Annotated in this window: 17 protein-coding genes; 6 read left to right on the top strand and 11 right to left on the bottom strand. The window is 47.2% G+C overall.

Going from position 1 to position 18,912, the window contains the following annotated elements; translation table 11 throughout:
• Positions 1-2,635 (top strand): aconitate hydratase AcnA (gene acnA / locus QZZ54_RS14735; RefSeq protein WP_290703516.1); only part of this gene is annotated, 2,635 nt, incomplete at its 5' end.
• A 203-nt stretch (positions 2,636-2,838) separates the two neighbouring features.
• Here the strand turns inward: acnA and QZZ54_RS14730 are convergent.
• Entirely contained in the window at positions 2,839-3,693 is an 855-nt protein-coding gene (locus QZZ54_RS14730; RefSeq protein WP_290703514.1) for a PA4780 family RIO1-like protein kinase, read from the bottom strand.
• A 380-nt stretch (positions 3,694-4,073) separates the two neighbouring features.
• Here QZZ54_RS14730 and QZZ54_RS14725 point away from each other — a divergent pair, with 380 nt between their 5' ends.
• Complete coding sequence (locus QZZ54_RS14725) at positions 4,074-5,030, top strand: sensor domain-containing diguanylate cyclase (RefSeq protein WP_290703512.1); 957 nt, start codon at positions 4,074-4,076, stop codon at positions 5,028-5,030.
• Positions 5,031-5,180: 150 nt separating this feature from the next.
• Here QZZ54_RS14725 and QZZ54_RS14720 read toward each other — a convergent pair whose 3' ends face one another.
• Positions 5,181-6,356 (bottom strand): p-hydroxyphenylacetate 3-hydroxylase oxygenase component, encoded by a 1,176-nt coding sequence (locus tag QZZ54_RS14720; RefSeq protein ID WP_290703511.1) that lies wholly within the window; start codon positions 6,354-6,356, stop codon positions 5,181-5,183.
• 365 nt (positions 6,357-6,721) lie between these two features.
• Between QZZ54_RS14720 and hpaA the strand changes: the two genes are divergently transcribed.
• The 3 genes from hpaA to QZZ54_RS14705 all read left to right on the top strand — a co-directional run bounded on the left by hpaA (position 6,722) and on the right by QZZ54_RS14705 (position 9,385).
• On the top strand, positions 6,722-7,660 hold the full coding sequence (gene hpaA, locus QZZ54_RS14715) for a 4-hydroxyphenylacetate catabolism regulatory protein HpaA (protein ID WP_290703509.1): 939 nt from the start codon (positions 6,722-6,724) through the stop codon (positions 7,658-7,660).
• Positions 7,661-7,873: 213 nt separating this feature from the next.
• On the top strand, positions 7,874-8,818 hold the full coding sequence (locus QZZ54_RS14710) for a flavin reductase (RefSeq protein WP_290703506.1): 945 nt from the start codon (positions 7,874-7,876) through the stop codon (positions 8,816-8,818).
• 159 nt (positions 8,819-8,977) lie between these two features.
• On the top strand, positions 8,978-9,385 hold the full coding sequence (locus tag QZZ54_RS14705) for a DUF2185 domain-containing protein (RefSeq protein ID WP_290703505.1): 408 nt from the start codon (positions 8,978-8,980) through the stop codon (positions 9,383-9,385).
• Positions 9,386-9,485: 100 nt separating this feature from the next.
• On the opposite strand, the gene QZZ54_RS14700 is transcribed toward QZZ54_RS14705, so the two are convergent.
• The 3 genes from QZZ54_RS14700 to amrB are packed head-to-tail and all read right to left on the bottom strand — an operon-like array spanning position 9,486 to position 11,338.
• Positions 9,486-9,995, bottom strand: a complete 510-nt coding sequence (locus QZZ54_RS14700) for an O-acetyl-ADP-ribose deacetylase (RefSeq protein WP_290703502.1) — start codon at positions 9,993-9,995, stop codon at positions 9,486-9,488.
• Positions 9,988-10,572 (bottom strand): AmmeMemoRadiSam system protein A, encoded by a 585-nt coding sequence (gene amrA / locus QZZ54_RS14695; RefSeq protein ID WP_290703500.1) that lies wholly within the window; start codon positions 10,570-10,572, stop codon positions 9,988-9,990. Before amrA ends, QZZ54_RS14700 begins: the two co-directional genes overlap by 8 nt.
• The gene (gene amrB / locus QZZ54_RS14690; RefSeq protein WP_290703498.1) at positions 10,559-11,338 is read right to left on the bottom strand and encodes an AmmeMemoRadiSam system protein B; all 780 of its coding nucleotides are present in this window, start codon (positions 11,336-11,338) and stop codon (positions 10,559-10,561) included. The genes amrA and amrB overlap by 14 nt, the downstream gene beginning before the upstream one ends.
• Before the next feature lie 64 nt (positions 11,339-11,402).
• On the opposite strand from amrB, the gene amrS reads away from it, so the two are divergent.
• Positions 11,403-12,482, top strand: a complete 1,080-nt coding sequence (amrS, locus tag QZZ54_RS14685) for an AmmeMemoRadiSam system radical SAM enzyme (protein WP_290703496.1) — start codon at positions 11,403-11,405, stop codon at positions 12,480-12,482.
• A gap of 12 nt (positions 12,483-12,494) precedes the next feature.
• On the opposite strand, the gene QZZ54_RS14680 is transcribed toward amrS, so the two are convergent.
• The 6 genes from QZZ54_RS14680 to folC all read right to left on the bottom strand — a co-directional run bounded on the left by QZZ54_RS14680 (position 12,495) and on the right by folC (position 18,841).
• Positions 12,495-13,445, bottom strand: coding sequence for a tRNA-dihydrouridine synthase (locus tag QZZ54_RS14680; protein ID WP_290703494.1), 951 nt, complete (start codon positions 13,443-13,445; stop codon positions 12,495-12,497).
• A 112-nt stretch (positions 13,446-13,557) separates the two neighbouring features.
• Entirely contained in the window at positions 13,558-14,775 is a 1,218-nt protein-coding gene (locus QZZ54_RS14675) for an O-succinylhomoserine sulfhydrylase (protein ID WP_290703492.1), read from the bottom strand.
• Positions 14,776-14,846: 71 nt separating this feature from the next.
• Complete coding sequence (purF, locus tag QZZ54_RS14670) at positions 14,847-16,361, bottom strand: amidophosphoribosyltransferase (protein ID WP_290703490.1); 1,515 nt, start codon at positions 16,359-16,361, stop codon at positions 14,847-14,849.
• A gap of 53 nt (positions 16,362-16,414) precedes the next feature.
• Positions 16,415-16,924 carry a CvpA family protein gene (locus QZZ54_RS14665; protein WP_290703488.1) on the bottom strand — a complete coding sequence of 170 codons (510 nt, stop codon included), beginning with the start codon at positions 16,922-16,924 and terminating at the stop codon, positions 16,415-16,417.
• A 70-nt stretch (positions 16,925-16,994) separates the two neighbouring features.
• The gene (locus tag QZZ54_RS14660; protein WP_290703486.1) at positions 16,995-17,546 is read right to left on the bottom strand and encodes an SPOR domain-containing protein; all 552 of its coding nucleotides are present in this window, start codon (positions 17,544-17,546) and stop codon (positions 16,995-16,997) included.
• Positions 17,546-18,841 carry a bifunctional tetrahydrofolate synthase/dihydrofolate synthase gene (gene folC, locus QZZ54_RS14655; protein WP_290703484.1) on the bottom strand — a complete coding sequence of 432 codons (1,296 nt, stop codon included), beginning with the start codon at positions 18,839-18,841 and terminating at the stop codon, positions 17,546-17,548. The genes QZZ54_RS14660 and folC overlap by 1 nt, the downstream gene beginning before the upstream one ends.
• Positions 18,842-18,912: the final 71 nt, after the last annotated feature.

Genomic DNA, 18,912 nt, shown 5'->3' with positions numbered 1-18,912 from the left:
TACCGCTGAACTATTTGGTATAAAACTTGATGAACTCCCTTTTTCTCTTCGCCCTATTCTGGAAGGTATCGCCCGAAATGTTGGCCAAAACGGCGTAACCGCTGAGCAGGTTCAGGCGCTTGGAAGCTGGACAGAACATCAAGGCACAAAGCCGATCGAAATTCCTTTCACGGCAGGTCGCGTCATAATGCACGACCTCAGTGGCACACCAGCCCTTGTCGACTTTGCTGCTATGCGTTCAGCGGTTCAGCGCATGGGCATGGACCCTGCGATAATTGAGCCTTTGGTACGCGCAGACCTTGTTATCGATCACACAGTTACAATGGACAATACAGGTAGCCCCGCTTCTCTCAAAATCAATGGAGAACTGGAGGCGGCCAGAAATAAAGAGCGTTATGCATTTTTGAAATGGGGCGCGCAGGCATTTGAAACAATCAGGATTATTCCTCCGCAAACCGGCATTGTTCATCAGGTTAACCTGGAGTATTTGGCACAAGGCTATCTCAACATTAAAGGGCTGATGGTCCCGGATACCCTCATTGGTATGGATAGCCATACGCCAATGGCTAACGCTTTAGGTATCGTGGGCTGGGGCGTTGGTGGCATTGAAGCCGGAGCTTCCATGCTTGGCCAACCCATGCAAATGCTGGCCCCAGAAGTGGTGGGTGTTGAACTCACAGGAGCATTAAGAGAAGGTGTCACCGCGACAGACCTGGTACTAACGATCACTGAAATGTTGAGAAAATATCCAGGTGGTGTTGTTGGTAAATTTGTTGAATACATCGGTGAGGGGTGTGCCAATCTTTCCCTGCCTGACCGTGCGACCATTGCCAATATGTCGCCTGAATATGGCGCAACCATGGGCTTTTTCCCATTTGATGAAATCTCTGCCGATTATCTGAGAGCAACGGGTAGGGATGGAGATCTGCCACTCGCTTTTTATAAAGCACAAAATATGGCTTGGACGCCAGGTCAGTCTCTTCCACGCTATACCGATCTTCTTCAGCTTAATCTATCCACTGTTGAAACTTCTGTGGCTGGCCCTAAAAGGCCTCAGGACAGGCTGCCGCTGGCTGAGCTTGGCAACGTTTTTAGAAAAGCGTCGACTGAAGGAGAACGCAAGCCTGAAGTCGTTAACGTTACTCCAATGAAAGCAGACGAAGCAGGCATTTTCGCAGCGTTACCTGAAAGGGAGTTAAAAGACGGCGATATCGTGATTGCGGCAATTACGGCCTGCACCAATACATCTAACCCTGGCTTATTGATTGCGGCTGGCTTGCTTGCCAAGAAAGCAAATGAGCTTGGGATGAAAGTACCTGATGGCGTTAAAACATCTTTGGCACCGGGGTCACCGGTTGCAACCGACTTTTTAACCAAGGCGGGACTGCAACAGCATTTGGATGCACTAGGCTTTAATACCGCCGGTTATGGGTGTACAACCTGCGTGGGTAATTCTGGCCCTCTGGCACCGAGCATTGAAGCAGCTTTGCAAAACCACGATATTATCGCTGCATCTGTTTTATCCGGTAACCGAAATTTTGAAGGCCGCGTGCATCCGGATGTTGATACCAACTTCCTTATGTCACCACCGCTGGTCGTTGCCATGGCAATTGCGGGCAACGTGAATATTGATGTGACCAGCTCACCAATTGGTCAGGATGCAAAAGGAAACGATGTTTTCCTTAAAGATGTCTGGCCCAGCAACGCTGAAATTACTCAGACCATGCTTGAATGTTTGGATCCGAAAGCCTTCAGAGAAACCTATGAGAATGCGCTCGACGGCCCTGATACGTGGCGGAACCTGGAATCACCTACCGGCCCTGTTTATGACTGGGATCCAGATTCGACCTACATCCAGGAAATCTCTTTCTTCGACGGTTTCTCACTGGAAACACCACAAGACGCGTTAAACAATATTTCAGGGGCACGCATGCTGGTGATGTGTGATGACAACACAACCACAGACCATATTTCTCCGGTAAGCCGTATACGCCCGGACTCTCCTCCTGGCGAATACCTGATCTCACAAGGTGTTGCAGAAGGCGACCTGACATCGCTTGGGTCACGCCGAGGCAACCACCACGTGATGCTGCGCAGTATTTTCGGCAATGCTAAAGCCAGAAACCTGATGCTACCTGGCACCACTGGCGCGGTAACGAATTATCACCCGTCTGAAGGTGAACCTGCTCAAATGTCCATTTACGACGCCGCTGCGCGTTACCGTGAAGAAGGCACGTCCACCGTTGTCTTTGGTGGCAAACTTTATGGCACTGGTTCGTCACGGGATTGGGCCGCCAAAGGGCCTGCTTTACTAGGTGTCAGAGCGATTATTGCTGAAAGTTTTGAACGTATTCACAAATCTAATCTGGTGGGAATGGGGGTTTTACCGCTTCAATTACCGCAAGGCGTCACACGCGCTTCTCTCAATTTGGATGGTTCAGAAACCTTTGACTTGGATGGTATTAATACACTTAAGCCTAGAAAATCTGTGGAGCTGACCATTCGCAGGGCGGATGGTTCATCTCAGCAAATAGAGTTGCTTTCGCGTATCGACACCTCATCAGAGCTGGATCAAATACGTCATAAAGGCATCTTGCCGATGGTGTTACGAGATATTATCGCCTCGAATACATAACGGAACAGGTAATAGTGATGGCCGGGCTCAACCGGTCTCAGAAACAGGGCGGCGATAATCAAAGCTCAGATCGATTCTTACATCGACAAAACATCTAATGTGATCGCAACTGCGTAAACTTTAGATACTGACAAAAAAACCGCCGATAGGCGGTTTTTTTATTTACTTAAATTACGTCATCCACACTTCTAAGAAGTCGTGTTTTAAGCCTCTTCCGCGTCTTTCAAACGCTCCTGACGCTCCCTCTCCTCCTGCATCACCGCTTTGATCTCCTCCAGCACGGTATCTACGTCAGCACTCTCGGCGTCACCATCATAGAGACCAGTCAATTCAGTTTCAGGCTTTAACTCGCCCTCTTCATACATCGACCACATCTCTTCACCAAAGCGAGACAAACTTAACTGCGGTGAAAACTGCGAATAGTAACGGGTCATATTATTAACATCACGAAGCAACATCGATCGCGCACTGTTATTTGCTGAAGCATCAACCGCCTGAGGCAGGTCAATAATAACCGGCCCATATTCATCAAGTAACACGTTAAATTCAGAGAGATCGCCATGAACAATACCTTCACAAAGCATTAGCTTCACGTAATGCATCATCACCGTATGATCTTCGATCGCCTGCTCCTCTGTTAACAGCACATCACCTAGACGAGGTGCAACATCACCTTCATCGTCTATAACGAGCTCCATCAACAAGACACCATCAATACAACCGAATGTCTCAGGCACTCGCACCCCTGCACGATGGAGTCTGGCCAACGCATCCACTTCAGCGTTCTGCCAGATCTCTTCCTGTTGCTTACGACCATAGGCGGAGTTCTTTTCCATAGCCCGGGCGCGGCGACCACTACGCACTTTACGGCCTTCCTGATACTGAGCAGCATTTTTAAAACTACGCTTCACAGCATCTTTATAAACTTTGGCACAACGTATTTGACCGGAACAGTTGACGATATAGATATCAGCCTCTTTGCCACTCATGAGACGGCTAATAACCTCATCAATCAAACCTTCATCAATCAATCCGTGTAGAGATTTTGGTGCTTTCATGCAAACCTATTCAATTGATACAAGATGACAGCCCAGATTGGCAGATACAAACTCCGATGATTCTAGCACTTTTGAGCCGTAAAAGGCCCTTGCAACCGGAGATAACACAATCAGTAAGCACCAAACGGGTAAATCACAGTAAAAAATTAGGACCTATAATCAATAGAACAGATATTAAATCTGATTGCGACAGGCAGATTACGCACAAAGCACCAGGCAAACCAGAGGCAAGGTCTATCAATGCTTCGACTTTTATCTCATTTCCATAGACCTCATTAAAACTCAGAATGGTTACTCACGAGTTCATTTAGCCATCTTGTGTGCAATACTGTTAAACAAGAATAGATCGATATCTCCTTAATTTTAATAGGGAATTGTTCGTGAAGACACCTGATAAACCTATCAATGAAACGGATCGAATTAATACGCTTCGATCACTCAAGATTCTCGACACCCAGGCAGAGGAACGCTTTGACCGACTAACCAGACTAGCGGCCAGAATGTTCGATGTTCCGATAGCATTAGTCAGCCTGATTGATGAAGATCGACAGTGGTTTAAGTCTGCCACTGGCCTCGATGCAGCCGAAACCCACAGAGATATCTCTTTCTGTGGTCACGCTATTCTAGGCGACGAAATATTTAATATTCCGGATGCCACTCAAGATGAACGCTTCGCAGACAATCCACTGGTAACAATGGACCCAAGCATCAGGCTCTATGTCGGCTGCCCCTTAAAAGCCCACGACGGCGCCAAGATGGGTACTCTCTGCCTGATAGACCAGAAACCAAGAGAACTTAGCAAAGAAGACCTGCAAGCCCTGAGAGACCTTGCAGATATGGCAGAGCAGGAACTGGCGGCATCTCAGCTAGCGACGCTCGATGACCTTACAATGATATCGAATCGCCGAGGCTTTGCGATGCTTGCAGAGAAAGCTCTACAGATGTCAGCCCGCAATGGCCTGCCCGCCTCGCTTATCGCCATAGACCTGGACAAATTTAAGCAAATTAATGATCAATTTGGTCACGCCGAAGGAGATAAAGCACTCATTGCTTTCACGGATATACTCAAGAATACTTTCCGAGAATCAGATCTGTATGCACGTATGGGAGGGGATGAGTTTTCAGTTCTGCTAACCAACACCACAGAGGAACAAGCCCTCGACTCAATGATGCGTTTACGCAACCAGGTAAATGACTTTAATGAGAAGTCAGGCTTTCAATATCAACTGGAATTTAGCGCCGGCATCTGCCCTGTTGATTTCAGCAATAAACTTGACCTGAATAGCCTGCTAGAAAAGTCTGACCAACTGATGTACAAAAACAAATCAGACAATTAAAAACCTATTTATGAGATTAAGTATCGTACGCAAGCCACTATTTAATATAGATAATATTTAAAACACCCTTCCTCATACTCTTACTCATTACAATACGATGAAACAAAAAAAACCCGCGATAGACGCGGGTTTTTTTATAGCCAATGAGCGTTATACCATTGTAGGATCTGGATCCATACCCATCAACGAGCGTCCAAGAACCTGCTTACAAACATCATAGTCAGTATAAGCATGTGCTGCAGTCATATTACAGTCACGCCACAGTCGCTGAATTTCATTATCGTGAATCCAGGTAGAACCACCAGCCACTTCAAACAAACGGTTAACAGCTTCAACACACATCTTGATCGCATATGCCTGGTTAGTACGCCAGAAAGCAAGCTCAGCATCAGTTGGGTAGCGGTTTTGCTCACCAAACTCTTTGTGCTCATCCCAGGTTTTTTCCATGAAGGCACGTGCAGCCATTACCTGATGAGTTGACTCAGCCAGACGCATAAGAGGTGGAATTTCCTTACCGGAAGCAGCCATTGTATAGGCACGAGTACGGTTCGCTGTCAGCTCTTTAAATACTGTTAGCATACGCTCTGCAATACCTAGCGCCATAGAAGCGAAACCACAAGCAAAGTATGGACGGTATGGGGTGTAGTAGATCTTGCTGTCAGGGTACAGACCGAAACCAGCAGATTCACCGGTCATCATCGCCTTAGCTTTCTCAATACGGTGCTCAGGGATAAATGTGTTCTGTTTAACATTTAGAGTCTTAGTGCCTGACGGCTTCATACCCGCAGAATACCAATCATCGATGATTTCGTAGTCATCTTTATAAATGACACCGAAGCTGTAATCTTTTGCACCGGTTTCTTTGTTGTCGCGCAGGAAGCCAAGGATAGCCCACTCTGCGTGATCACAACCTGAACTCCAGCGCATATCACCATTAAATATTACGCCACCTTCACACTCTTCTGCTTTACCGAACGGAGCGATCGAGCTGCTTGCCGTTGCATCAGGGTTTTCACCCCAGAACTCATCCTGAGCTTGTTTAGAGAACATAGCCATCTGATGGCTATGAGTGATAAGCAGGCTAAACGCCCATGCTGTACCGCCACAAGCACCGGCAAGCGCTGCAACACAATCAGTCACTTCAGGCAATGACAATTCCAAACCGCCAAAAGCCTTAGGCTGAAGCGCACGGTGCAGATTGATTGATTTTAGAAGACGAATATTCTCGTCAGGTACTTTACGTTCCTGTTCAGCCTGTACAGCATTAGCAGCGATTGCAGGTAGAATTTTTTTCAATTCAACTAACATTGGATTTGTTCTTTCCATCGTTCAGTACCTTGTGTGTATTATTCTGTTGTTACAACACAGCGTGCTCAATAATCTCTTGCTGAACATACTGTCTTAATGATGCATTCATTATTGTTCACAAGTTAACTAAATAAAAGGGATGTTTCATAGGCTCGCTTGTACTTTTGATAGTTAACATATGAATTAATATTCCACTTTTATGCCTCATTCCATAAATTTATTTATTATAACTTATTGTTTTTTAACATTATAATAAAACGAGCATGGATAGGGTTATAACCAGTTTGCACAAAGGGTAGAATAATCCATACTTGAGTTGCATCGGCATCCGATCAATATCTGGATCTGTGCACTTGCTTCATTATCTAACTTTGAGGCTGTCTATGAGTAGTCGTTCAACACCGCTTGCCCAAAGTCCGTCAGGCAACCTGGCTAATACTGACACCATACCCAATATAGATATAGGCCACGCCTACGATGAGCATTATGTAGATGCAGAGATCCATTATGCACATCATGAGAAGATGGCGGATTTTTTTGGCCGAAATATGCCCGTGCATCATCATGATAGGTTTTATCAGGTGCATGTCATTCTTAATGGAACGGTGCGCGTACACCTGGATGAAACAAGTTACACCGTTAAAGGACCGATGTTTTTCTTTACACCACCAACGATTCCCCATGCCTTTGTCACTGATAATAATGCGACAGGCCATGTAATAACTGCCCGACAGCAGCTGGTATGGGAGTTGATGGGAGCGATGATCCCTACAGGTCTGGCCAGCAAAAGCTTTATGACTAGCCCTCTTTGCGTGGCTCTTGAGCCGGCAAAAGATCCAACTGCAGAACGCATGCTACATCTGTTAACACTGATGGCAGATGAAAATGACCATACCAGCATGGAACATACCTTGGCACTTAAAGCGTTATTACAGTTAGTGTTGATTGATATAGCGCGACTGTCTGACCAAAAACAACCTAAACAGAAAACCCGGAAAGAAGATGTACGGATCTTTCACCGTTTTAATGAGCTGATAGAAGCCCATTTTTGTGAACATCTGACGCTGACTCAGTACTCTGAAATGATCAGTGTTACCGAAGCTCGCTTAAATGAGATCTGTCGGCGCTTGGCTGGCCTTCCATCAAAACGATTGATTATGGAAAGATTAATGCAGGAAGCCAGGCGACAGCTGACTTATTCAGTAGCGCCCATTACCGAAATCAGTTATCAATTAGGCTTTAAAGATCCGGCATACTTCGCAAGATTTTTTCGCAGAAATGCAGGCGTGACAGCAAGCGAATACAGAGAAAAAGTTAAATAGCCTTTATAAATAACAACTTAAAATCATTAGCCCGCTTTATTGCTAGTTTTATATAATGGTTTAAACTATGAAAAGTACAATTAAAGCAGTGAAAAATATATGTTAACTGTCAGCATTGAATCTATAATTAGTTAACATATGAAGTTTCTCGTAGCTTGGCGCAGACAGAAACATAATAATCAAAGCGACTCCTATTAATAAAAGGTGACCTCCATGTCTCAGACAGCATTTGACCCTAAAGATTTCCGCCGTGCGTTATCTCAGTTCCCTACTGGTGTAACTGTTATTACCACTCTGGACGCTGAAGGCAACCCTGTTGGTGTAACAGCCAGTAGCTTTAACTCTGTGTCAATGGATCCAATCCTGGTGCTATGGAGCATAGATAAGGGCGCTCACAGTCTGTCAGCATTTGAGAACGCAGAGAACTTTGCAGTTAATGTTTTAGGCAAAGATCAGGTTTCCACCTCTAACAACTTTGCCAGCCGCGGCGAAGACAAATTTGCCAACGCTGCGTATTCAGCTGGACTGGGTGGTTCCCCAATTCTGGATGAGTATGCTGCACAGTTTGAATGTAAAACCTGGGCTACTTATGACGGTGGCGACCATCTGATTTTAGTAGGCGAAGTGATTAACTACCGCTACAACGACAGTGTAGAACCACTGGTTTTTGCCCGGGGTAGCTATGCCGTCTCCGCACAACATCCAGAAATGGTTAAGGCTTCAAGTCCATGTGAAAAGACCGCAGCAGAGGACAACTTTGTAGGCGACTACCTACTCTATCTCCTGCGTGGAGCTTACCAGAGCTTTAGCGCCGATCTTTATCCAAAATTGAAGCAGGAATGCGGCATCAATCCGGAAGAATGGCGCATTATGGCCAGAATGATCAGCTGTACTGAATCAAAAATAAGCGACCTAACCGAGATTGTAATGCAACCCGAAGTAGCCCTGAGACAATCTGCCGACTGGATGGTAGAAAAAGGCCTGGTTGAATTTATCGACAATGAGACCCTGAAGCTAACCGCTCAAGGAACTGAAACAGCTACCAAGATGCAGGCATTGGCTATTAAAGAAGAAGCCGCCCTGCTTGCTCAGATGCCAGCAGATCAGGCCGAGCACCTGAAAGCCAACCTAAAAACCCTGATTGAAAAGCTTGGCTAGATAATGCTTTAATGCAAGCAACTGCCAGTGGATCATCCGCTGGCAGTTTTTTTTCACCTAACCCTCCCTTATCTGTTAACGATCAGCGGTTAACTCTAAACTTCCTCAGCAAAACAGCGTAAAATGGCCGCCTTTAAATACCACCAGGCCGGAGCTGTTATGAGTATCGAAGATATCGATAAGCCTTTAAGTAAAGATGATGAAACCGCCCAGACCAAAAATGGTTTTTTGGCACTTGTCTCTAAACTGGTGTTTGAGGAAAAACTACCGGTACGTTTCATGTACAAAACCGTCCCTGCTCATCTGAATGATACCGGATGGCGAATGTTTACCGGCTATGAAACTCCAGAGTTTCTTGAAGATGAAGTGACCAACCTATTACCTGTTGATGTGTCAAAAATGACCGGACTCGACCCTTCACTCACAGAGCTGGTCGAATATAACGCGGGAACGGTTTGGGAGCGCACCCCGGAATCAGAAGGATGGGAACGCGTTTATGACTTTAAAATTCCAGCCGATCAGGTAGATGTTGATATCACTAATGATGTCGACGATTTCAAGCATTAATCAAAATCAGATCAGAAAAAATTAAAGCCTTTCTCTTGAAAGGCTTTTTGGTCTATAAAAAAGTGAATCAAAGGAGGTTATCTGCTCCCTACTTAACTTATCAACCTAGTCGCTGCTTCTCTATTCGGTCCCGATAAAGCTTAGCCATCGACTCATCAAAACAGCAGAATATCACCTCATTCAACCTATAACTTACGTACAACTCCGATATGGTTTTAACCGCTATGCCCACCGCCTCTTGTTTAGGGTAGCCGTAAATACCACAGCTAATGGCCGGAAAAGCGATTCTTTGAATACCTCTATCCAGGCACAGCTTTAAAGATTCGAGATAACAGGATTTCAGCAACCGGGCTTCATCACGACCACCGCCCTGCCAGATAGGCCCTACCGTATGAATTATAAAGTCTGCAGACAGATCATAGCCTTGTGTAATGCGCACCTCTCCGGTCGGACAACCTTCAATACTACGACACTCCACCAATAATTCCGGCCCAGCTGCCCGATGAATAGCACCATCAACACCTCCACCGCCCAACAGCGAGCTGTTAGCAGCATTGACAATAGCATCTACTCTCAAAGCAGTGATATCGCCAACCTCAACCCTAATCACTATCTACTTCTCCTATTTTAATCGCTTGATAAGTCCAGCACTGGACACCACTACTCCAGTAGTCTGCCGCAAGCCCAGCCTTCAGGCGTAACTGACTGAGAAACTGCTCAGGTTTATTCAGCTGTTCCCAGACAGAAGGAAGAAAGGTTGATCGATGGCCGTCCGCTTCAAATACCAGCCCATCGACACCCGGCCTTAGCTTGGCAATAAGATCCGTTTCACTACTGACCGTTAACGGCGCCATCGGTGTCAGTACTGAAATCTCATATTCAATACTCTCTAATTCAGACTCACTAACCGGTTGAAATCGCTGATCACGAAAAGCTGCCAGGTAGCTATTACGTAATACCGCCTCAACAAGCGAGCTGTTTACATCAAGATTACCAATACAGCCTCTTAGCTGCCCATCAACCTTTAGCGTTACAAAGCAGGCTCGTGGTTTTTCGAGCGCCGCAGGAATTCGAAACTCAATAGAAAGCTCAGGCTCTTTACCTGCCACTCCACGGGCGACCGTACCCCGCGCAAGGGTCAGCAACATCTCCTGCTCTTCTGCGCTATAACACTCAATAGAAGGCATAGGATGAGTACCCCACTACTCTATTAGAATCACCGGCTGTGTCCCCAGAATTACAATAGCTAAGAAACTCCGCCTGAAGCCCCTGTTCAGCTGCATAGGCCAGCCAGCCATTAAGGGCATAACAACCACAGGCTTGCTGCGGCTTAATTACAGGCTTGAGCTGATTAATCTGCTGGAGAGTTGCCTGATCAATACGACTAGCTTCATCATATTGATGAAAATGACTCAGATCGCTGCTAATTAATATCAGCGTACCAGGCTCGCGCAGCACTCTGCCTATCAGCGCAGCAACTTCTTCAACCGGAGTCTGCCCTACCAGAATAGGCAAAACCGCATACCCACCATCAAGTAACTGCAGAAAAGGCAGTTGAACCTCCAGGCAGTGCTCACGGGCATGAGCAACATCGTTCACCACCACCAGGGTTTCATCGGTGAGTGCAGTATTCAGATCACGGTCCAATCTAAGCTGCCCGAGCGGTGTTCGCCACAGGTCAGCACTCATCACCGCCATACCCAGCAAAGGGACTCGATGAGCAGGACCGAGTAAAACGATACGGGATATCATTGGTAGATAAGGCCTAATGCGGTTATAAGCGCTGGCAGCAACGCCCCCCGAATAAACCAAGCCAGCATGGGGCACCATGATAGCGACGGGCATGCAGCCTTGCTGCGGATTATCAACCAGTAGCTGGCTCACCATAACAGCAAGCTCATCAGGGTTTTCCGGGTAAAACATGCCTGCCACGGCAGACTGCTTAATTCTCATATACACTGATCCTATAAAAGACAGCAATACACTGAGTATAGTCCTGAGCCGGACGTTAAGCCCTATGACAATCTTGAAGCCGCAACACCCAACTAGTTACTGGCACCCTGTCGAAGAAGGGCGTGTGCAGTGCGATATTTGCCCCCACCAATGCAAACTAAAAGAGGGCCAGCGCGGTCTATGCTATGTACGAGGTAATGAAGCTGGGAAGGTCGTGCTCTATAGTTACGGGCGCTCCAGTGGTTTCTGTATAGACCCCATTGAAAAGAAACCATTGAATCACTTCTTGCCCGGCACACCGGTGCTCTCCTTTGGTACAGCTGGTTGCAATCTCAGCTGCAAGTTCTGCCAGAACTGGGATATGAGCAAATCAAGACAGATGGATACTCTGGCCAGTCATGCTTCTCCAGAAATACTTGCCGACGCCTGTGTTAATACCCGTTGCCGATCTATTGCCTACACCTATAACGACCCAATCATCTTTATGGAGTACGCCATCGATGTAGCACAGGTGTGTAAGGAGCGAAATATTAAATCAGTGGCTGTATCAGCAGGCTTTGTAATGCCTGAGCCAAGGATAGCGTTTTTCAGTCATATGGATGCGGCTAATATTGATCTAAAAGGATTCAGTGAACAGTTTTACCGCAAGTTTTGCGGTGGGCACCTGCAAAATGTACTAGATACGCTGACCTATCTAGTTCATGAAACCCGTTGCTGGGTAGAGATTACCAACCTGATAATTCCCGGTGAAAATGATGATCCTAATGAGCTTCAGGCGATGTGTGACTGGATCAGGGATAATCTAGGCGTATATATCCCCTTGCATTTCACCGCATTTCATCCAGATTATAAAATGCTCGAGTACCCTCGCACGCCCCTGGAAACCCTGGAGCGCGCCCGCAGAATAGCATTAGACAGTGGCCTTAAACATGTCTATACCGGTAATGTAGCGGCCATCGACAGCGGCTCAACCTATTGTAGTCAATGCGATCAGTTATTAATTGAACGGTCTCAATATCAACTGGGACTTTGGAATGTGGATGAGGAGGGCTGCTGCTGCGCCTGTAAAACGCCACTGGCAGGGAAATTTGAAGCCCTTCCGGGTAACTGGGGTGCGCAGCGTCAGCCGATACGCTTTAGCTGAAGCAGCTGATAACTATTCAGAATATTGGTGTAGGAACTGCCTAACCTCTACTACTTGAGTCAACGATCTCATCTCCTGCAGCATCGGCATCGCTTGAGGGTACTCACGGGACATCATCTTCAGCCACTGCTTGATCCGCCCATGCACAAACTTGGGTGCCAGCTGCAGCTCAACCATATCCATAAACTGCTGCAGTAGTACCAGCATCTCATCCCAGCTCAGGTGATCAGGATCGTCGCCCCGCTGCAAGGCTTTGATACGCAAACCCAAATCTGGCGCAGCCACCAGTCCGCGACCAATCATTACATCATCACAACCACTAACCTCACGACAACGCTGATAATCCTGCCAGCTCCATACCTCACCGTTCGCTGTAACCGGAATAGACAGATGCTCTCTTATCCTTGAAATCCACTCCCAATGTGCCGGTGGGCGGTAACCCTCCTCTTTCGTTCTGGCATGAACCGTAAGACCACTAGCCCCGGCGTCAGCAATGGCTGATGCATTTTCAAGTGCAAGGGATTTATCACTGTAACCTAAGCGCATCTTGGCCGTCACCGGGATATGATCCGGCACCGCCTGACGCACCCACCAAACGATCTTGTGCACCAGCTCAGGTTCATTTAGGAGAATAGCCCCACCTTTGCTTTTGTTGACAGTCTTGGCCGGACAGCCGAAATTTAGGTCGATGCCATTAGCCCCGATACTCACTGCTTTACGTGCATTTCCAGCCAGAATTTGGGGATCACTCCCCAGCAGCTGCAATACCACCGGAGTACCCGAGCTGGTACGACTATCATTGAAAAGCTCAGGACAGATTTTACGAAACACTTTAGCAGGCAACACCCGTTCAGAGACCCGAACGAACTCCGTGACGCACTGATCTATTCCACCGACCCGGGTTAGCATCTCCCGCATCGGGGCATCAACAACACCTTCCATCGGCGCCAGCACTATCTTCACGTTCGCATCCTGATGCTAGAAAACAGATTACAATAACCCATTATCATATTGATATATAAAACAAAAAACCCGCACCGATCTACATCAGGCGGGCGCTTTAGAGCATAATACTTCAGATAGCAGCCAGCCCCAGCTGCAGATCCCGCTTAATATCTTCAACCGACTCCAGCCCAACTGAAAGGCGTATCAGATTATCTTTGATCCCAGCCTCAGCCCTGGCCTCAGCACTCATACGTCCGTGAGTAGTGGTTCCTGGATGGGTAATTGTACTCTTTACATCACCCAGATTAGCGGTGATAGAAATCATCTTAGTCCCATCAATAAAGCGCCATGCAGCCTCTTTATCTCCTCTGACTTCGAAAGCAAGTACACCACCAAATGCCAGCTGCTGATGCTTAGCCAAAGCGTGCTGCGGATGATCTTCTAATCCGGAGTAATAGACTTTATCGATTTCAGGTTGCTGACTCAGCCAGAGCGCCATTTCCAGTGCGCTCGCACTATGAGCCTTCATGCGCAGATCAAGTGTTTCCAAGCCTTTCATAAAGACCCAGGCATTAAACGGACTCAGACAAGCCCCACCGGTACGGATAAAGCCATAGACCTCTTCCATCTCTTTATCACGCCCAACAACAACACCGCCTACACAGCGTCCCTGTCCGTCCAGATACTTAGTAGCCGAATGAACGACGATATCAGCACCCTGCCTCAAAGGCTGTTGCAGTGCGGGTGTACAGAAGCAGTTATCGACCACTACTAGCGCATCAACATCATGCGCCAACTTAGATACCGCCTCAATATCACCCAGTTCAGCTAACGGGTTAGACGGCGTCTCTAAAAAAAACATCCGGGTCGCTGGAATTATCGCAGCAGACCAAGCATTAATATCGGTAGGATCCACATAAGTGACACTGATACCGGTGCGGCTGAGATACTTATCAAAAAGCGATACTATCGACCCAAATACGCTGCGTGAACAGATCACATGATCGCCCTGCTGCAGCAATGAGAGACAAGTACTAAGGATGGCAGCCATACCTGAAGATGTTGCTACAGCACGCTCAGCGCCTTCAAGCGCAGCCATACGTCTTTCAAAAGCCTGCACCGTCGGATTGGTAAAACGGGAATAGATATTCCCCTCTTCTGATCCGCCAAAACGCGCTGCAGCTTCACGGGCAGTAGAATAGACAAAACTGGAGGTCGGAAAGATGGCATCGTTATGCTCACCTTCATCACTCCGATGTTGCCCAGCACGGATAGCAAGGGTGCTGAATTCATAGTCAGCATCCTCAAACTGTATCCGCTCCGGACGTTCAAAATTGGGCTTGGACATCTGCCATAGTTCCTGTAAATAGTTCCCGGAAATAGTTTCCGTAATTACAACACGAACACTACCTACTTAGCCTAGATCGTCGCGTGCAGGTCAGCATTCTGATTGGTAGACGATTTTTTACTGCCGCCTTTAGCATTATCATTCCGCTCATCTTCGATGCGCTGAAGATAAGCATCATCAATATCACCGGTGATATACTGGCCATCAAACACAGATGCATCAAAACCTTTAAGGGAGCTATTACCTGCCAACAGGCAATCTTTCAGATCATCAAGGTCTTGATACAACATCCAGTCAGCCCCGATCTCTTCACCCACTTCGTCATCGGTACGACCATGCGCAATCAGCTCTTTAACCGATGGCATGTCGATGCCGTATACATTGGGATAGCGAACCGCTGGCGCTGCAGATGCAAAATAGACTTTCTTCGCACCCATCTCACGAGCCATCTGAACAATCTGCTTAGAGGTAGTACCCCGAACAATAGAGTCATCAACCAGCATTACAACGCGATCTTTGAACTCAAGTTCAATTGGGTTGAGTTTACGGCGAACAGATTTAGCCCGCTGAGTCTGACCCGGCATGATAAAGGTACGGCCGATATAGCGATTTTTAATAAAACCTTCACGAAACTTAACGCCCAGATGGTGAGCCATCTCTAACGCTGAGGTGCGGCTGGTATCAGGAATCGGAATGATGACATCGATATCATGATCCGGACGCTCACGAACAACCTTCTCGGCCAGCTTCACCCCCATACGCATACGGGATTTATAGACGTTAATTTCGTCAATAATCGAATCTGGACGAGACAGGTAGACGTATTCAAACAGGCATGGATGCAATTCAGAGGACTCAGCGCACTGCATAGTTTGCACATCGCCGTCCTGAGAGATAAAGATAGCCTCACCAGGAGCGATATCACGCACCAGGGTAAAACCCGAAATATCCAAAGCGACTGATTCGGATGCCACCATGTATTCGAATCCGTCAGAGGTTTCCTTCTGACCATAAACAAGCGGACGAATACCATGAGGATCACGAAACGCGACAATGCCATACCCGGTAATTACAGCCACTACTGCATAACCACCACTACAGCGACTATGAACGGCTTTAACCGCGGTAAGAATATCATCAGCCGTCGGAATCAGCTTACCGATCTGCTGTAGCTCATGAGCCAGGATGTTCAACAGCACTTCAGAGTCTGAAGTGGTATTGATATGCCGCAGGTTCTCTTTACGCATCTGCTCGCGCAGATCCGCTGTATTGGTTAGATTACCGTTATGAGCCAAGGCGATGCCATAAGGCGCATTCACATAAAAAGGCTGGGCTTCTGCCGAACTAGAACTGCCCGCCGTAGGATAGCGAACGTGACCAATACCCATGTTGCCCATTAGGCGCTTCATGTGACGGGTACGGAACACCTCGTTTACCAGGCCATTATCCTTACGCATAAAGAAGCGATCTGCTTCACAAGTCACCATACCGGCGGCATCCTGGCCTCGGTGCTGTAGCACTGTCAATGCATCAAAAATAGTCTGATTTACATTAGATTTGGCTACGATGCCAACTATACCGCACATTTAAGCTACCTCAGGTATTAGGTTAGATACAGCAAGTATAAATTAAAAACTGATTAACTATTAGTTCCACTAAGATTCCAGATCATCTGGCCAATCTCAGCAGCGGTGTCTCGGGTCCAGGATTCCATCAGTAAAAAGTGAGGAATCAACTGAGACTCAGACCACCAGATATCTTGAGTAACCGGTGTACGCACCAGTAACGCAGAGATTACAATTACAATCAGAGCACCTCTGATAACACCAAAGCCGATGCCTAAAACCCTGTCGGTATTGCTCAACCCGGTCGCACTGACCAACATATTAATGAGATTGTTAATCACAGCGCCGACCATAAGTGTGGCGATAAAGAGAAGAATAAAGGCTGCACCAATGCGTAGCGAGGGAGTCTGGAGAAGATCATCCAGCAGCGTACTCAATGACGGGGCAAATAATCGAGCAACAATAAAGGCGGCAACCCAGGTGACCAGCGATAGCGCTTCTTTCACAAAACCGCCACGCAGGCTATATAGGCCAGAAATTGTAATGATGCCGATAATTGCCCAATCGGCCCAGTTTAGTACCATTCCAGATCTCTACTTCAGGGTCTAAAATTAAGAGCCGGATTCTACCAGAGCTATTACCGTAACCCAACGTTTATCGTGTAGTAAAACGGACAATAATGCCATCCAGATCGAACTCTTTGTGGATATTCTGCTGCAACTCGGTCAGTCGAGTTTTCTGAATATCCGGCCCAACAAAAACTCTCACCAGATCTCCAGTCTTACGAATATAGACCTTATAACCCGCTTTAATCAGCTTTCGTCGCAAACCCTTTGCATTATCCTCATCTTTAAAGCTGGCTAACTGAAGACTCCAGGCAACAGGGACACCCTGCTGATCGAGCGCCGGCGGGTCTTCGTGCTGCTTAATTACTGGCTGTTGCTTTGCCACCTCTTCGGCCACCTTCTTAGGCATTACCGCAATAGTAACTGGCGCTGAAGGCTGTGCGGGGGTAGTAGTATCCGGCAGCTGTTTATTTTCCTGGGTTATCGTCACCAACTCTGGCTCAAACGGCGGTGGTGGAATAGCACTTTCGAGCTGACGCTCTCGATAACCAGCACCATCAAAAAAAATCGGGATCAGGATTACTGCTGCCAAAATAAGTATTAACGCGCCGGCAAGACGCTGTTTAAAGCCGTCATTCACTATTCTTTATCATCCATATTTAGTGCTGTTAATGCAGCGCTTACGGTAAAAAACGAACCCGCAACAATCACTCTATCACCGGGCTTAACGTCTGCTTCAACAGCCTTAAGTGCAAGTTGAACAGTATCATAAGCCGACTGAGGAGTAACCTTAACCCCCTGCTGATTGAGTTTTTCACTCAGCGCCTGTGCACTCTGCCCACGGGGAACATCCAATCCGGCCAGATACCAGCTATCAACTATCGGCTTAAGATAACGTAACACCTCATCGATATCTTTATCAGCCAACATACCCAGAACCATTAGGGTTCTACCTTCTACAGGTTTAGAGCACAACTGCTCTGCCAGATACTCCGCCGCCTCAGGGTTATGAGCCACATCAAGAATATAATCGATTCCGCTAATAAAAACGGGCTGCATCCGCCCCATCAATGAAGCTGACTTAAGACTGAGACCAAGGGAAGCTGACTGGGGCATCATATCCAGTAGCTGCAGCACTTGTATAACAGTCGCCGCATTTGCCTCAGGCAACGTTAGCGCAGGAAGACCGGAGATTTCAAACAATGATCCATCTGCCTGCTTACCCTGCCAAATCCAGCCCTTACCTTCCTGCTGAAGAAGATCAAAATCCCTACCACGCAGATAAAGCTCAGCACCTATCTCATTAGCGTACGTAACCAGTTGTAGTGGAGGATTTAGATCCCCACATACTGCGGGACAATTTTGACGATAAATACCGGCTTTTTCGTAACCGATCTGCTCCCGATCATCCCCCAGCCAGTCAACATGATCAATCGAGACAGTCGTCACAACAGAAATTTCAGCATCGACAATATTGATGGCATCAAGCCGGCCGCCAAGCCCCACCTCAAGCAACATAACATCGGGCTGCTCAGACGCAAAAACATGCAATGCTGCCAGAGTGTTATATTCAAAATAGGTAAGCGGAACGCCAGCCCGACACTGCTCAATAGCCTCGAAAGCCCGGACAATCAAAGTATCGCTGACCGGCTGACCACCGAGCTTGATCCGCTCGTTGTAACGCAGAAAGTGAGGCGAGGTGAAGCAGCCTACTGATTTACTCTGATCCCGAAGTACCTGATCCAGCATCGCAATCGTAGAACCTTTACCGTTAGTGCCTCCGACAATAACAATACGACTGCTACTGAAATCCAGCGCCATCTTATTAAACACTTTACGCAGGCGGTCCAGCCCCAATTCGATTTTATCGACCGGGTGACTGCTTTCGATCCATTCGAGCCACTGCGGCAAGGTATTAAAGTGTACTTCGGACATAGTGCGTCAATTTATTCCAGACAATAAAAAGGCCGCCAAAATGAATACAGCGGCCTTCTTTAAGGGTTAAT

This window comes from Amphritea sp., assembly GCF_016744155.1.
Lineage (GTDB): Bacteria > Pseudomonadota > Gammaproteobacteria > Pseudomonadales > Balneatricaceae > Amphritea.
This window is presented reverse-complemented; position numbering and strand designations above follow the sequence as displayed.

Coding starts and splice junctions, on each gene's coding strand:
- QZZ54_RS14730 (WP_290703514.1), bottom strand. CDS start 3,693: ATGAAAGCACCAAAATCTCTACACGGATTGATTGATGAAGGTTTGATT.
- QZZ54_RS14720 (WP_290703511.1), bottom strand. CDS start 6,356: ATGGAAAGAACAAATCCAATGTTAGTTGAATTGAAAAAAATTCTACCT.
- hpaA (WP_290703509.1), top strand. CDS start 6,722: ATGAGTAGTCGTTCAACACCGCTTGCCCAAAGTCCGTCAGGCAACCTG.
- QZZ54_RS14710 (WP_290703506.1), top strand. CDS start 7,874: ATGTCTCAGACAGCATTTGACCCTAAAGATTTCCGCCGTGCGTTATCT.
- QZZ54_RS14705 (WP_290703505.1), top strand. CDS start 8,978: ATGAGTATCGAAGATATCGATAAGCCTTTAAGTAAAGATGATGAAACC.
- amrA (WP_290703500.1), bottom strand. CDS start 10,572: ATGCCTTCTATTGAGTGTTATAGCGCAGAAGAGCAGGAGATGTTGCTG.
- amrB (WP_290703498.1), bottom strand. CDS start 11,338: ATGAGAATTAAGCAGTCTGCCGTGGCAGGCATGTTTTACCCGGAAAAC.
- amrS (WP_290703496.1), top strand. CDS start 11,403: ATGACAATCTTGAAGCCGCAACACCCAACTAGTTACTGGCACCCTGTC.
- QZZ54_RS14675 (WP_290703492.1), bottom strand. CDS start 14,775: ATGTCCAAGCCCAATTTTGAACGTCCGGAGCGGATACAGTTTGAGGAT.
- purF (WP_290703490.1), bottom strand. CDS start 16,361: ATGTGCGGTATAGTTGGCATCGTAGCCAAATCTAATGTAAATCAGACT.
- QZZ54_RS14665 (WP_290703488.1), bottom strand. CDS start 16,924: ATGGTACTAAACTGGGCCGATTGGGCAATTATCGGCATCATTACAATT.
- folC (WP_290703484.1), bottom strand. CDS start 18,841: ATGTCCGAAGTACACTTTAATACCTTGCCGCAGTGGCTCGAATGGATC.